This window comes from Methylobacterium adhaesivum, from assembly GCF_022179065.1.
GTDB lineage: Bacteria > Pseudomonadota > Alphaproteobacteria > Rhizobiales > Beijerinckiaceae > Methylobacterium > Methylobacterium adhaesivum.
In genome coordinates this window covers 34,598-47,802 of record NZ_BPQD01000001.1, presented here as the reverse complement: position 1 = coordinate 47,802, position 13,205 = coordinate 34,598, and the positions used below count along the sequence as shown (strand labels likewise).

12 protein-coding genes and 1 tRNA gene are annotated in these 13,205 nt (G+C 68.2%); 7 read left to right on the top strand and 6 right to left on the bottom strand.

What is annotated here, in order from left to right:
- Positions 1–196 precede the first annotated feature (196 nt).
- Together MFF01_RS00195 and MFF01_RS00190 are read left to right on the top strand one after the other, a co-directional pair.
- Positions 197–439, top strand: coding sequence for a hypothetical protein (locus tag MFF01_RS00195; RefSeq protein WP_238221105.1), 243 nt, complete (start codon positions 197–199; stop codon positions 437–439).
- A 366-nt stretch (positions 440–805) separates the two neighbouring features.
- The gene (locus MFF01_RS00190) at positions 806–1,231 is read left to right on the top strand and encodes a globin family protein (protein ID WP_238221104.1); all 426 of its coding nucleotides are present in this window, start codon (positions 806–808) and stop codon (positions 1,229–1,231) included.
- 208 nt (positions 1,232–1,439) lie between these two features.
- Here the strand turns inward: MFF01_RS00190 and MFF01_RS00185 are convergent, their stop codons facing one another.
- Positions 1,440–1,994 carry a DUF2059 domain-containing protein gene (locus tag MFF01_RS00185; RefSeq protein WP_238221103.1) on the bottom strand — a complete coding sequence of 185 codons (555 nt, stop codon included), beginning with the start codon at positions 1,992–1,994 and terminating at the stop codon, positions 1,440–1,442.
- 124 nt (positions 1,995–2,118) lie between these two features.
- Here MFF01_RS00185 and MFF01_RS00180 point away from each other — a divergent pair, with 124 nt between their 5' ends.
- On the top strand, positions 2,119–2,676 hold the full coding sequence (locus MFF01_RS00180; protein WP_238221102.1) for a metallophosphoesterase: 558 nt from the start codon (positions 2,119–2,121) through the stop codon (positions 2,674–2,676).
- Between the two features lie 117 nt (positions 2,677–2,793).
- A complete protein-coding gene (locus MFF01_RS00175; protein WP_238221101.1) occupies positions 2,794–3,021 on the top strand; it encodes a 3'-5' exonuclease family protein in 228 nt (75 codons plus the stop codon).
- A 28-nt stretch (positions 3,022–3,049) separates the two neighbouring features.
- Here MFF01_RS00175 and MFF01_RS00170 read toward each other — a convergent pair.
- Positions 3,050–3,125, bottom strand: a tRNA-Phe gene (locus tag MFF01_RS00170).
- A 346-nt stretch (positions 3,126–3,471) separates the two neighbouring features.
- Positions 3,472–4,752 carry an outer membrane beta-barrel protein gene (locus MFF01_RS00165; RefSeq protein ID WP_238221100.1) on the bottom strand — a complete coding sequence of 427 codons (1,281 nt, stop codon included), beginning with the start codon at positions 4,750–4,752 and terminating at the stop codon, positions 3,472–3,474.
- Positions 4,753–5,039: 287 nt separating this feature from the next.
- Between MFF01_RS00165 and MFF01_RS00160 the strand changes: the two genes are divergently transcribed.
- Positions 5,040–5,969, top strand: coding sequence for an AEC family transporter (locus tag MFF01_RS00160; RefSeq protein ID WP_238221099.1), 930 nt, complete (start codon positions 5,040–5,042; stop codon positions 5,967–5,969).
- Here the strand turns inward: MFF01_RS00160 and MFF01_RS00155 are convergent.
- A complete protein-coding gene (locus tag MFF01_RS00155; RefSeq protein ID WP_238221098.1) occupies positions 5,947–6,735 on the bottom strand; it encodes a hypothetical protein in 789 nt (262 codons plus the stop codon). The genes MFF01_RS00160 and MFF01_RS00155 overlap by 23 nt on opposite strands.
- Positions 6,732–6,965, bottom strand: a complete 234-nt coding sequence (locus MFF01_RS00150) for a hypothetical protein (protein WP_238221097.1) — start codon at positions 6,963–6,965, stop codon at positions 6,732–6,734. Before MFF01_RS00150 ends, MFF01_RS00155 begins: the two co-directional genes overlap by 4 nt.
- A gap of 353 nt (positions 6,966–7,318) precedes the next feature.
- On the opposite strand from MFF01_RS00150, the gene MFF01_RS00145 reads away from it, so the two are divergent.
- Complete coding sequence (locus MFF01_RS00145) at positions 7,319–9,466, top strand: TonB-dependent siderophore receptor (protein WP_238221096.1); 2,148 nt, start codon at positions 7,319–7,321, stop codon at positions 9,464–9,466.
- A gap of 175 nt (positions 9,467–9,641) precedes the next feature.
- A complete protein-coding gene (locus MFF01_RS00135) occupies positions 9,642–12,068 on the top strand; it encodes a PAS domain S-box protein (protein WP_283207146.1) in 2,427 nt (808 codons plus the stop codon).
- Positions 12,069–12,341: 273 nt separating this feature from the next.
- Here MFF01_RS00135 and MFF01_RS22130 read toward each other — a convergent pair whose 3' ends face one another.
- On the bottom strand, positions 12,342–12,548 hold the full coding sequence (locus MFF01_RS22130) for a DUF6980 family protein (protein ID WP_373319573.1): 207 nt from the start codon (positions 12,546–12,548) through the stop codon (positions 12,342–12,344).
- Between the last annotated feature and the right edge of the window lie 657 nt (positions 12,549–13,205).

The following is a 13,205-nucleotide window of genomic DNA, read 5'->3' as shown; positions in this document are numbered from 1 at the left end:
TCAACTTAAGGGGCGGCCGGTATTCGGCCGTGATCGCGATAACAAATCCCGGCCGCGCGAACGGTTTCGCGTACGCGCTGTCACACTCCCGGGCAATCACGCGGGTGTCCTTCGCGCTTGCATCGCGGATGAGACCTGTTCCGTCGCCGCGCGTTGCCCCGTCGACACCGCTGCAACCGCCCCGAGGACCGCGACCATGACGAAGCTCTTCATCGCCGACATCCGATCCGCCGAAGGGCCGAAGCCCCTCGTCACCGTCCGCGCCGCCGCCGAGGGCGAGGCCCGGCTGTTCCTGTCGGCGGCCTATCCCGACGACACCATCGTGGCGGTGGCCGAGCCCGGCGCCTGGACCAGCGACGCCGATACGGGCAGCCGGAACGGTGACATCCGCGAGCATGCCGGAGTGGTGTGGCAGGCGCCGTCCAGCCTCGCCGATTAGGGATCTCCGAAGCTGTCCCGCGCCGCCGGGGCTCGAAGCAGGATCCGTCCAGCATCGGACGTTCGGCGAAGTCCCTCGATGCGATGTCGCGAAAGGTGCTGTGCCTGTTCCGCGAGCAGAGCGTTGCGCGGCGACAAGGATTCCCCTCGAACAGGCTTCGGGTCGCGATGCAATTCGGCCGAGGAGACGGGCCGGGTTGCTGGCCGCCGCCATGGAAATCGGCGTCGTCGCGGCGATTTCGGCAGATGGACCGGTTTCAGGGCACGAGATTACGCTATCGTCGATAACGGATTCGTGAGGAGCAGCGAAGGCGCGTCGCCTGAGGCTTCGACGACTCCCCCTGCGGGCTCCAACGGCGAGAGTGCGATGACCCCCGAACAAGTGACCCTGGTCCAGGACAGTTTCGCGAAGGTCCGGCCCATCGCCGACACCGCGGCCGATCTCTTCTACGGGCGCCTGTTCGAGATCGCCCCCGCGGTCCGGCCGATGTTCCCGGAGGACATGCGCGAGCAGAAGAAGAAGCTCATGGCCATGCTGAGCCTCGCCGTGACGAACCTCCACAAGCCCGACACCGTGGTCCCGGCCCTGCAGACCCTCGGCCGTCAGCACGTCGCCTTCGGCACCCAGGCCGCCCATTACGAGCCCGTCGGCGCGGCCCTGCTCTGGACCCTGGAACAGGGCCTCGGCCCGGATTTCACCCCGGCGGTGCGCGAGGCCTGGGTCGAGACCTACGGGCTCGTGGCCGGCGTGATGAAGAGCGCGGCTGCCGAGGTTGGGGGCGGCCCGGCCTAGGGAGGCCGCCGACGGCGCTGGACCTTGTGGGCCCGGTGCTGCGGGGTCCCGGGTTCCGCTGCGCGGCCCCGGGACGACGAAGCCTGGCGGGACGTCCGACCGTCCCGAACGCTCTCGGCAATCGCCCGGCCCGGAACGCGCGGGCGCCCGCGCTTCCCGGTGTCACCGACCGGAGAGCGGCCGGAAACAGCTCACGTCCGGAAACAGCTCACTTGGCCTTGTCCTGGGCCCAGCCGTTCGCCTTGATGAGCTGCACGATCTTCGCCTGCATCTCCGGCATCAGGGCCTGCATCCACTGCGTCGTGCCCGTCAGCTGCGCCTGGGCGAGCTGCGGCTGGGCGGCGGCGAGGCGGCGGCCGGCCGGGGACGCGTAGAACGTCCCGATGGCCTGAAGGTCCTCCTTGGTCAGGACACTCGCGAAGCTGCGGGCCTGGATGTCGAGGAGATCATCGTAATGGGCGGTGAGCAGCGGCAGGACCACGTCCCGGACGATGACCTGCGCCCGATCCGGCTCGCGGATACCCATCTGCTGCATCATGCCGGCCATGGGGCTGGCCATGGCGTTCAGGGTGGTGGCCCGATCGCCCTGCATCTGACCCACCACCTCGCGCGCGATCTTCAGGGTCGCCGGATCCTGCGCGGCGGCCGGAGCCGCCGGCTTGGCGGCGGTAGCGGCTGTCTGGCCGAGGGCGCCGGAGACGGCGGGCAGGCACAGGGCCAGGGCGGCGGCGAGGGGAATGAATCGGCTGCGTGTGGTCGGCAAGGGCTGTTCCTTCGAGGCTGTGCCTCCAGAGCTAGAGTGCGGCCCGCCAAAAGCCCAGGGGAGCCTTCGAGGCGACATCGCGCCCGCTTGCGGGCGGGGCCGGCCGCGCCATCTCGCCCGGGACATGGCAACCTTCTTCACGTCCGATACGCATTTCGGAGACGCGCCCCTCGTGCAGCGTCGGCGCACCGCCTTCGGCTCCGTCGAAGCCCACGACGCGGCCCTGATCGCCCGCTGGAACGCCGTCGTCGGCCCCGACGACGCCGTGTGGCACCTCGGCGACTTCGCCGCCGGGGCCAGCCGCGCGCAATGCGCCGCGGTGTTCGCCCGCCTCAACGGCATCAAGCGCCTCGTGCGCGGCAACCACGACACCAACCGTGTCCTCGACCTGCCCTGGGCCGAGCCGCCGGTGGAGAACGCCCGGATCACGGTGCACGCCGCCGACGGGGCACCCTGGCGCCTGTTCCTATCGCATTATCCGCACCGCTCCTGGCCGGGGTTCTGGCGCGAGACCCGCCACCTCTACGGCCACACCCATGCCTGCCTGCCCGACACCAGCCGGGCCTGCGATGTCGGGGCGGACGCGTGGGATTACCGCCCCGTCGACCTCGCCACGCTCCTGGCGCGCCAGGCGGCGGCCGAACGGGCGCCGGAGGAGATGGCGATGCGCGGCCTGCGCTGAAGTCCGGCCCGGCGATCCGGCCGTCGCCGAAGGAGCAATGCCCTGAGTACCCCGCGGCGTGGAACGAAACCGGTTCGGCCCGACTAGTTCAACGGTGGCCGGGCGGAGGAGACGCGGATGCTGGCGAAACTGTTGGGAGCCGTCGTCGGCGGCGTGACCGGCAAGGCGCCCGAGGAGCGCCAGCCCGCCGCGCTCGACCCCGAGGCGATGTCCTTCGAGCCGATGGTGCCGCTGCATCCGCCGCCCGCACAGAACGACGACGGCATGCAGCGCGTCTACGATGCGGTCGAGGAAGCGTTGAGGGAAGCGGGACACCTGACCCGAAATCAAGGCCCTAAGGCTTGATGGTTCGGCAGGACGATCAGGAAGAAAATGGTGCCCAGAGACGGGATCGAACCGCCGACACTGCGATTTTCAGTCGCATGCTCTACCAACTGAGCTACCTGGGCAACGGGCGGTTCGCGTGAGCGGCACCGCCTGTGGAGCGGGGGTATAGAGGGCGTTCGGCGGCCTGTCCAGCCGGTTTTGCGAGAGTTTTTCGTCGGCTGAGCGTGGGGGATCGGGGCGGGGGGCGCGGTGCCGTGATGGAGCCCCGCGCAGGAGGCTGGAGGCTCCCCCAACGCCCTTTCCCGCCAGATCCGGATTTCCCCGGAGGACGGTTTTCGAAGGCCCTGGCGGTCCTTTGCGCGGCGGCGACGGATCGTCTCGGCATCCCGGGCGACCGGCTGGGGCGCGCCCTACGAAAGAAGCCCCCTCCGGGGGAGGGGGCTTCTTGGGGCGGCGCGGAGGCGGCGATCAGAACGTGATGCCGGTCTCGATCATGTAGCGCTCCTGCGAGGTCCGGTTGCCCGTGCGACCGAAGCCGGTGCCGAGGGTGCCGAAGGCGACCTCGCCACGGGTGATGTCGTAGAGCTGCACCGTCGAGAACTCGCCGCGCAGGAAGTAGCGATCGAAGGTGAAGGTCGGCGTGACGGTGAAGGACAGCGCCGAGCTGCCGGGGCCGTACAGGACCGACGACTGTGCCGGGAAGTTGGCGCGGTTGCCGCTCTGGGTGATGTACTCGACGCGGCCGGCCAGGGCGAAGTTGTCGGTGAAGGCGTAGCTGGCCAGGACCGCGCCGCCGAAGGTCTCGGCGCCGGCGAGGCCGAGGAAGTCGTTGCGCTCGACGTTGGTGTACTGGATGTACGGCGTCACGATCACCGGGCCGTCGGCATAGGTGTAGTTGGCGCTAATGATGGAGCTGTTCTGCAGGGTCGCGGGCGTGGCGAACTGGTAGCGCAGGCCGCGCCGGGTGGTCGAATCGAAGTTGGTGTAGCTGCTGAAATGCGTGCCGCCGTTGATGCCGATCGTGTTGGCGGCGTCGATCTTGTAGACGATGGCGCCCGTGACCCAGTTGATCTCACCCGAGTAGAAGCCGTCCGTGGCGGCGAACGAGGCCGACCACGGTCCTTCGTTGTAGTTCACCTGCACGCCCTGGTTGATCACGTTCTCCTGGTTGAACAGGAGGCCGCGGGAGATGTTCAGGTTCTGGAAGGTGAAGGGCAGCTCGGACCCGATGAGGGTCGGCATGCGGCCGCCCTGGATCGACCAGGTGTCGTTGAAGACGTACTTGCCGAACACGATCGGCACCGGGGAGTAGAGCAGGTCGTTCTGCTCGATGGCGCTGTAGATCGGCGCGCCGAGGCCCGGGATCGTGTAGGCGCCGAACGCGGCATAGAACTGGAACGGACCGTCCGCCTTCTGGATGAAGCCCATCAGGTTCGAGAAGTCGGCGCGGGCGGCGCGGTCGGCGTTGATGCCGGGGGGCGCGAAGGACGTGGGGAACTGATTGGACTGGGTGTAGAAGTAGCCCGACACCGCGCCGCCGACGTAGATGTCGCCGAAGCCCCCGAGGGTGAGGCAGGCCGGGTTGGGGTTCTGCTTGATGATGCCGCCGTAGGACGGGAACGTGATCTCGGCCTTGCACGAAGCCGGAACGACCGGCGCCGCGACCTTGCTCGGCAGATCCGCAGCCTGAAGATACGTCGATGACAGGAGAAGGATCGTCAGTCCGAGGAGGGTGTTGCGGCGGGCCATATTCAAGTCTCTTCGTGTTGGCTTGTTCCGTAGATTGAAGACTCTCAAAGAAAGCGGCGTACGCCAAAGTCATCCTTTGAGCAGCTGCCTATTTTTAAGGCAATCAACGAGGTTTAGGGGGAGTTGCGACCGGCCTGTGGCATTAAAGAAACAGCTGACGGGCGCAGATGATAAGTCCTTAAGATTGCGTTAGCTCTTGCGCCCGCATCGGTGTGACGGCCTCCGCCGAACCCGAATCGCGCCCTTCGCCCGCTCCCCACAGCCCCCCGTCGAGCCCCCGAGCCTCCATGACTGCCGTCAGCATCATCGCCCCGGTCTTCGGGATCATCGTGATCGGCTGGGCGGCGGCCCTCACCGGGCTCCTGTCCGAACGGGTCAGCGACGGCCTGTCGGAATACGTCTTCGCCATCGCGGTGCCGGCCCTCATCATCGGCACCCTGACGCGGCCGGGCCTCACGGGCGAGGTCACGTGGTCGTACTGGATCGCCTATTTCGGCGGGGCCGGCGTGTCGTGGCTCGCCGGCTCCCTCATCGCCACCCGGCGCGCGGGCATCGGCCGCCCGGGCGCCGTCCTGCACGGGTTCGCCGCGAGCCAGTCGAACACCATCTTCGTCGGCGTCCCGACGATCCTGCAGGCCTACGGCGACGCGGGCGCGTTTCCCCTGTTCCTGCTGCTCGCCGTGCATCTCCCCCTGATGATGGGCTGCGCCACCTTCCTCATCGAGGCCGAGGGCGGCCGGAGCCTCGGGCAGCGTCTGGCCGGGCTCGGCCGCGTGCTGGCGAAGAACCCGATCTTCGTGGCCTTGGGGCTCGGCATGGCCCTTCGCCTCGGGGGCGTGGTGCCGACGGGCGTCGCCCGCTCGCTCATCGACGGGTTCGGGTCCACGGCCTCCACCTGCGCCCTCGTGGCGCTGGGCGCCGGCCTCACCCGCTACAAGGTGCTGTTCGATCTGCCAGGCGCCCTCGTCATTTCGGGGCTCAAGCTCGTGGTGCATCCCCTCGTCGTGTGGCTGCTCGCCACCAAGCTGTTCACCATGCCGCCGGCCTATGCCGGCGTCGCCACCCTGTTCGCCGCCATGCCGGTGGGGATCAACGCCTATCTGCTCGCCGTGCGCTACCGGGCCGAGACCGGGCTGGTCGCGGCCTCCGTCCTCGTCTCGACCCTGCTCGCGCCGATCACCACCGTGCTGTGGCTCACGCTTCTGGGGCGCGCGTGAGGGCGAACGGATCGTCGGGGAGGGCGGCCTCGGCCCGGCGGCGGGCGGCCCGTTCGCCGGCCTCGGCGCCGCACTTCGCCACGTGGACCACGCGGTTGACCACCTGGAGGTTGGGCGCTCCCCAGTAGCCGAGGAGCACGGGCCAGGGCGCGTCCCGGTGCTCGCGCCAGACCCGGTAGAGCGGCACCCGGTGATCGACCTCGGCGGTCTTGAACAGGCGCTTGCCGGATTCCGTGCAGCGATGGCCCTGATGGCGCTTGAGCACGGTCACCTGTTCGGCGGGCGCGCACCAGAACTTCCAGGCGGTGACGCAGGCCGAATGCCAGGCCGCGTTCTTGTTGGGCGCGCCGGCCCCCCACAGGTCCCGGTGCCAGCCGAAGCGGAACACCGGCTGGCCGCAGATGCAGCAATGGCCCCGGCCGCGCGCATGGGCGGGCTCCCGGTAGGGCGAGGGCGGCAGGCGGAAGCTCGCGGCGAGGCCCGGCTCCGTGCCGAGGCGCCACGTCCAGCCCTCGGGCGCGCCCGAGCGGGCGGCGAGCGCACGGGCGAGGCGGTCAGCCCGCAGGATATGGGCGCGCCAGTAGCTCTCCACGGCCAAACGCGGGGTCGGCGGGAGCAGGGGCCGCGACAGGGCGTGCCGCAGGACCGGGGCGGGAAAGATCGCCGGCAGGGCGCGCTCGAGTCGCGCCCGCGACCGGGCGTTGCGGGTGTCGCGCCAGGACGAGCCCGCCGGGACGGTGTCGCGGATCTCGCCGTCGCCGCTCACGGATGGGCGACGGGGGTGGGGGCGATGGGGGTGGGGGCAGGCGATGCAGGGGCGGCGACGGGGGCCGGGCGGCCCGCGATGGCGTCGGACAGGAGGTTGAGGCGGCGGGCCAGATCCGTCACCTCGTTGAGGGCGATGGATTTCTCGCCGTTCTTCACCGCCCGGGTGATGTCGCTGAGCTGGAGCTTGGCGATACGTGTCAGTTCGGCGGCGAGCTGGTCTCTCGTCATCGATGGGATCTCGGGCCTTCGTGTGAGGGATCGTCTCGGATTAAGCCCGAACGGTTACCGATGCGTTCACCTTCCGTCCACGGGCGCACGATCCGCCGGACGGCCGACCCTGCGAGGCCGGGCGCGACCGCCGGCCGGGCAAGCTTGTCAAACGTCTTGGTCTGTGCTGGGGAGGAATAGTACTTTTTAATTATTCCATTCCATTGATGTTGATTTAGTGCCACGCTTGTTTGGTCTCGACCGCACAGCGCGATTTTCTGTCGGTCCGGTGCTTGTCACGCCTCTGTGATGCGCGCTCAACGGCAGCGTTGACGGAGCGCCGGGGCGCCCGCTCGGATTCGGGAACGGTGGCGATGGCGAAGGTGGACGGGAACGGCGTGCTGCGGCTCGCGGCCGTGCTCGGCGGATTGGCGCCCCTTGCCGCCGCCGCTCAGCCCGCCGGCGTTCCCCAGGAGGTCGCCCTGTCGGAACTGTCCGTCGCCGGCACGGGCATCGGCTTGGCCGAGAGCGCGACGAGCCCCGTGGTCGGCTACCGGGCGACGCGCTCAGCGACGGCGACGCGGACCGACACGCCCTTGCGGGACACGCCCCAATCCGTGCAGGTCGTGCCGCGCGAGGTCATTGAGGATCGCCAGGACGTCCGGCTCTCCGACGCCCTGCAGAACGTCAGCAACGTCCAGCCCGGCGGCACCCTCCAGGGCCGCTCGGACACCTTCCTGATCCGAGGCTTTCGCACCCAGACCTACGCCATCGACGGCGTTCTCCTGAATCAGGCCAACAACTTCCTCTCGACCCAGCGCGATCTCGCCGACGTCGAGCGCATCGAGGTGCTCAAAGGCCCGGCTTCCGTGCTCTACGGACGCGGCGACCCCGGCGGCCTCGTCAACATCGTCACCCGACGCCCCACCCTGACGCCGTCCGGCGACCTCACACTCCAAGGCGGCAGCTACGGCTTCGCCCGGCTCCAGGGCTCGGTCTCGGGGGCGCTGCCGGGCACCGAGGGCTTCGCCGGCCGGGTGAGCTTCGCCGCGCAGGACGACCCCACCTTCCGCAATTACGGTGACGGCCGCGCCAATTCCCGTTTCTTCGTCGCCCCGGCCTTCACCTGGACGCCCACCGCCGACACCCGCGTCGAGTTCCTCGCCGAGATCACCCGGCAGGATTCCCAGTACGACGAGGGTCTGATCGCCTACCGGGGCCGGGTGCCCCTCGACAACATTTCCCGCTTCTACGGCACCTCGAACTCGCGCTACGCGGGGGCCTCGAACTTCGCGACCCTGCGCATCGAGCACGACCTCACCCCGGACGTGACCCTACGCCAGATCGTCAATGTCCAGTCGGGCTCCTTCGACGTGTTCGCCGCCCGCGCCACGGCGGTGAACGCCGCCGGAACCCTGGTCACGCGCCGGGGCTCCATCGTGAACTCGGACTTTGCCTCCATCGACACCCAGTCCGAAGTGGTGGCGAAGTTCGACGCCTTCGGATTCCGCAACACCTTCCTCGCCGGTTTCGAATACACCAACGGCTACCGCCGGCCGATCTCCCAGCAGACCACCGCCACGACGACCACGAGCTTCCTCAACCCCGTGCCACGCATCAACTTCGGCACGTTCACGTTCCTCAACGATCTCCAGCAGAGGAACGACCTCTACGGGGTCTACCTGCAGGACCAGATCGATCTCGGCGCCGGGCTGCAGCTGCTGCTGGGCACGCGCATGGACTTCGGCAGCCAGTTCTATTTCAGCAGGACGGCCGCCTCGCGCACGATCCCGCCCGAGCAGGAGCTGTTCGGCTTCTCGCCGCGTGTCGGCCTCGTCTACCGCCCCATCGAGCCGCTGACGCTCTACGCGAGCTACACCAACTCGTTCAAACCGCAGACCGACAACGTGTTCGGGGCGACGAATCCGCCGCCCGAGACGGGCGTGCAGTACGAGGTCGGCGCCCGCTACGACCTCGTGCCGGACCGCCTGACCGTGAGCGCGGCGGCCTTCAGCATCACCCGCCAGAACGTTTCGGCCACCGATCCGGTCAACACCGGCTTCTCGGTGATCACCGGGGCGCAGCGCTCCGAGGGCGTCGAGGTCGACATCGCCGGCGAAATCCTGCCGGGCTGGAAGATCATCGGCGGTCTCGGCTATCTCGATGCCAAGATCACCAAGGACACCACCTTCGCGGTGGGCAACCGCCTCATCGGCGTGCCCGAGTTCAGCGGCAGCGTGTGGTCGACCTATCAGGTCCAGACCGGCGAATGGCGCGGCTTCGGTGTCGGTTTCGGCGCGACCTATGTCGGCGCCCGGTTCGGCGATCTCAACAACAGCTACAAGGTCGGGGCCTATACCCGCCTCGATGCGGCGGTGTTCTACGATTACGAGCGCTACCGCTTCGCCATCAACGCCCGGAACCTCACGGATGCGCGTTACATCGAGCAGCCGTTCAACCAGTTCAACAACCAGCCGGGGGCGCCGTTGACGGTGCTGGCTTCGATCACCGCGCGGATGTGACATGGCGTCCGATCGCGGGTCCCCCACACCACGGACGAGCCCGGCCGGCCCGACACCGAAGATGGACGCGGGATTCGCATCGGTGGCATGAACGCGGCGCGCGCGGGACCCAACCGCGCCCTGGATCGTTTGGGCAGGGGCGGACGGGTCGCTGCGTCCCATGGAAGCGAGCGGTATGGACACCGAGATCGAGCGGCTTCGGCGGGAGAATCGCGCACTCGAGGCCGAACTCTCCTGGTTGCGCGAGAAGAACACCTCGCACCTCCGCCAGCCGGAGCGCGGGCAGCGCACCTCCGCGGCCGATGCCGATCTCCTGTTCACGGCGGCGGAAAAGACCCGGATGCCGCAGATCGTCACCGACCCCAACCTGCCCGACAACCCCATCGTGTTCGCCAACCGGGCGTTCCAGGACCTGTGCGGCTACACGGCCGAGGAGCTGATCGGGCGCAACTGCCGCTTCCTCCAGGGGCCGGACACGGACCCGGCCGACGTCGCCCGGATCCGCGACGCCATCGCGGCGCGGCGCGACGTGGTGGTCGAAATCCTGAACTATCGCCGCGACGGGACCACGTTCCGCAACGAGCTCTACGTCAGCCCGGTGTTCACCTCCGAGGGCACCCTGCGCTACTTCTTTGCGAGCCAGCTCGACGTGACCCGGTTCCGCACCGAGGAGGGCATGCTCGCCGAGAGCGAGGCGCGCTACCGCACCCTGTTCAACGCCCTCGATGCCGGCTTCTGCGTGATCGAGCTGCGCTTCGACGCCGACGGCCGCGCCATCGACTACCGCTTCATCGAGGCCAATCCGGCCTTCGCGCGCCAGACCGGCCTCAACGACGTGGTCGGCCGCTGGGTGAGCGAGCTCGTGCCCGACCTGGAGCAGGTCTGGCTCGACACCTACGGCGCCGTCGCCATGTCGGGCGAGGCCGTTCGTTTCGAGAACGGCGCCGTCGCCCTGGGGCGCTGGTTCGAGGTCCAGGCCCTGCGGATCGGCGAGCCCGTCCAGCATCGGGTCGCCCTGCTGTTCAACGACGTCACCGACCGGCGCCGGGCCGAGGGCATCCTGCGCGATACGGCCCGGGAGCGCACGACGGAACGCGACCTCGTCTGGCGGGCGAGCCGCGACCTCCTCGTGATCTGCGGCTTCGACGGGGTTTATCGCGCTGTGAACCCGGCCTGGACCGAGATGCTCGGCTGGCCCGAATCGAGCCTGGTCGGCACGGACTTCAGCCAGCACGTCCATCCCGACGACAGGCCGGCGGCGGCGGCGGCCTTCGAGGGGCTGCGGACGGGCGTGGTCCTCGACAACCTCGACGTGCGGATGAAGATGGCGGGCGGCGGCTATCGCTGGATCTCGTGGAACGCGATTCCGCAGGACGACCACTTCTACGCGGCGGGCCGCGACGTCACCGAGCGGCGGACCCTCGAGGAGCAGCTGCGCCAGTCCCAGAAGCTCGAGGCCGTGGGCCAGCTCACGGGCGGCGTCGCGCACGACTTCAACAACCTGCTGACCGTGATCCGCTCCTCCACCGACCTCCTCAAGCGCCCCGACCTGCCGGAGGAGCGCCGCCAGCGCTACATCGGCGCCATCTCGGATACGGTGACGCGCGCCGCCAAGCTCACCGGCCAGCTCCTCGCCTTCGCCCGGCGCCAGGCCCTGACCCCGGAGGTGTTCGACGTCGGCCAGAGCGTCGCCTCCGTGGCCGACATGGTCGGGACGCTGACGGGCGCGCGCATCCGGGTCGTGACCGAGGTCTCGCCGAGCCGGAACCGCGAGGGGCGGGACATCCCCTACCTCATCAACGCCGATCCGAGCCAGTTCGACACCGCCCTGGTGAACATGGCGATCAATGCCCGCGACGCCATGGGGGGCGAGGGCCGCCTCGACATCGGGGTGCGTGGCGCCTCCGCCATCCCGTCCGTGCGGGCGCATCCGCGCATCCCCGGCGACTTCGTCGCCGTCTCCGTGCGCGACACCGGAACGGGCATCGCCGAGGAGGATCTCGACCGGATCTTCGAGCCGTTCTTCACCACCAAGGGGGTCGGGCAGGGCACGGGCCTCGGCCTGTCCCAGGTGTTCGGCTTCGCCAAGCAATCGGGCGGCGAGGTGGTGGTCGAGAGCGAGCCCGGCCAGGGCACCATCTTCACCCTGTACCTGCCCCGCGAGGTTGGGCGGACGGTCGCGGAGGATGCGGAGGAGGAGCCCGAACCCCTCGCCGACGGCCACGGCACCCGTGTCCTCGTGGTGGAGGACAACGAGGAGGTCGGGGCCTTCGCCACCCAGGCCCTGCGCGAACTCGGCTACGACACCGCCTGGGCCCTGAACGCCGAGGAGGCCCTGGCGATCCTGGCGAAACCGCCGGGGTTCGACGTGGTGTTCTCCGACGTGGTGATGCCGGGCATGAACGGCATCGACATGGCGCGGGAGATCCGTCACCGCCATTTCGGCCTGCCGGTGGTGCTGGCCTCCGGCTACAGCCACGTGCTCGCCGAACAGGGCACCCACGGGTTCCCGTTCCTGCGGAAGCCCTATTCGGTCGAGGACCTCTCCCGATCCCTGCGCCGCGCCGTGAACCGGGCGGCGGGGCGGTGGGCGCGGGGGTAAGGGGGCACCGCGCCTCCCTCCGGTGGCGCGGGTGGGTGATCCGATTGTCGGCTCTGGCGGGGGAGGGACGATCCGTTCGACGGGTGGGGCATTCTCCACGTCCGATGGTTTCTGCTTGCGACCCGTTACGGAAGGTCGGAACGGCCACTCTGAGGCAGCGCGGTGGACCAGGGCGTACGACTGGATTGGGTGGTTTTCAGCCTGTCCGCTTACGGGCGACGGATGCACCAAGACGGACATAGCGACGGGGACCGCTTGCGACCTCTAGCGGACTTAGTCGTCTTCCTCATCTTCGAGGATCAACCGTGCAATTGGCGGGAGCTTCGATCCACACCACGGACAGAAGGCAATCTCTACAACGCTGCTCCCACCGTCGTGCACCATAAGGCCATACCCGCCCTGCACCTTTGCGATGAAAGCGTCGGGGCATTCAGATCGATCCGGATGCACGTCGCACCTGTGTTGAAGGTCGGCGGACATCCGTTCACAACAAGGGCTGTTCATGGCGAGGGTATGCCTGCTGCGGCGTATAGTTGGAAGTCTGCAAACCACCCGACCTGGTCGTAGAGCGGACTCACAGGTCCCGACCCATAGCGGACATTCAGCGTCTCAAGCCGGGGAAGCTGATCTCTGGACGTGCCGCGCGCTCTGCTGCTGCCTTCGCGATCTGATCAGCGTCGCATGCATGTCGTTCCGCTTTTGGAGTGTCACGCGAGCAATACCACTTCTCCTGAAAGCTCCAGTCTTCGAGGCACTGGAAATTTGTACGAGACGGCGAGCCTACGGGGATACCCATAACCGTGCATAGCCCTCCGCGCAAATTCCCATCCACGAACCTCGGAGTGCAATAATTTACGCCATCATAATAACGAGCGCATGATAGGTGCATAACAGTCATGTCCATCTTTTTGCATTGGACATTTTTAGGGCTGCACTCGCCATAATTATGCTTCTGACATATTATTTGCCCCTGCACTTCATTGCGCGAACAGGTAGAACAACTATCGGTCCAGATAAGGCAGAAGTTATTATCCCACGCTGGGGCAGAACTGAAACGGGAGCCATCAATCAACGGGTCCACACGCTGGCTTTCCGGCGGTAGTGACCTATGATTTGAACCTGCGCCAGCTATCGCAG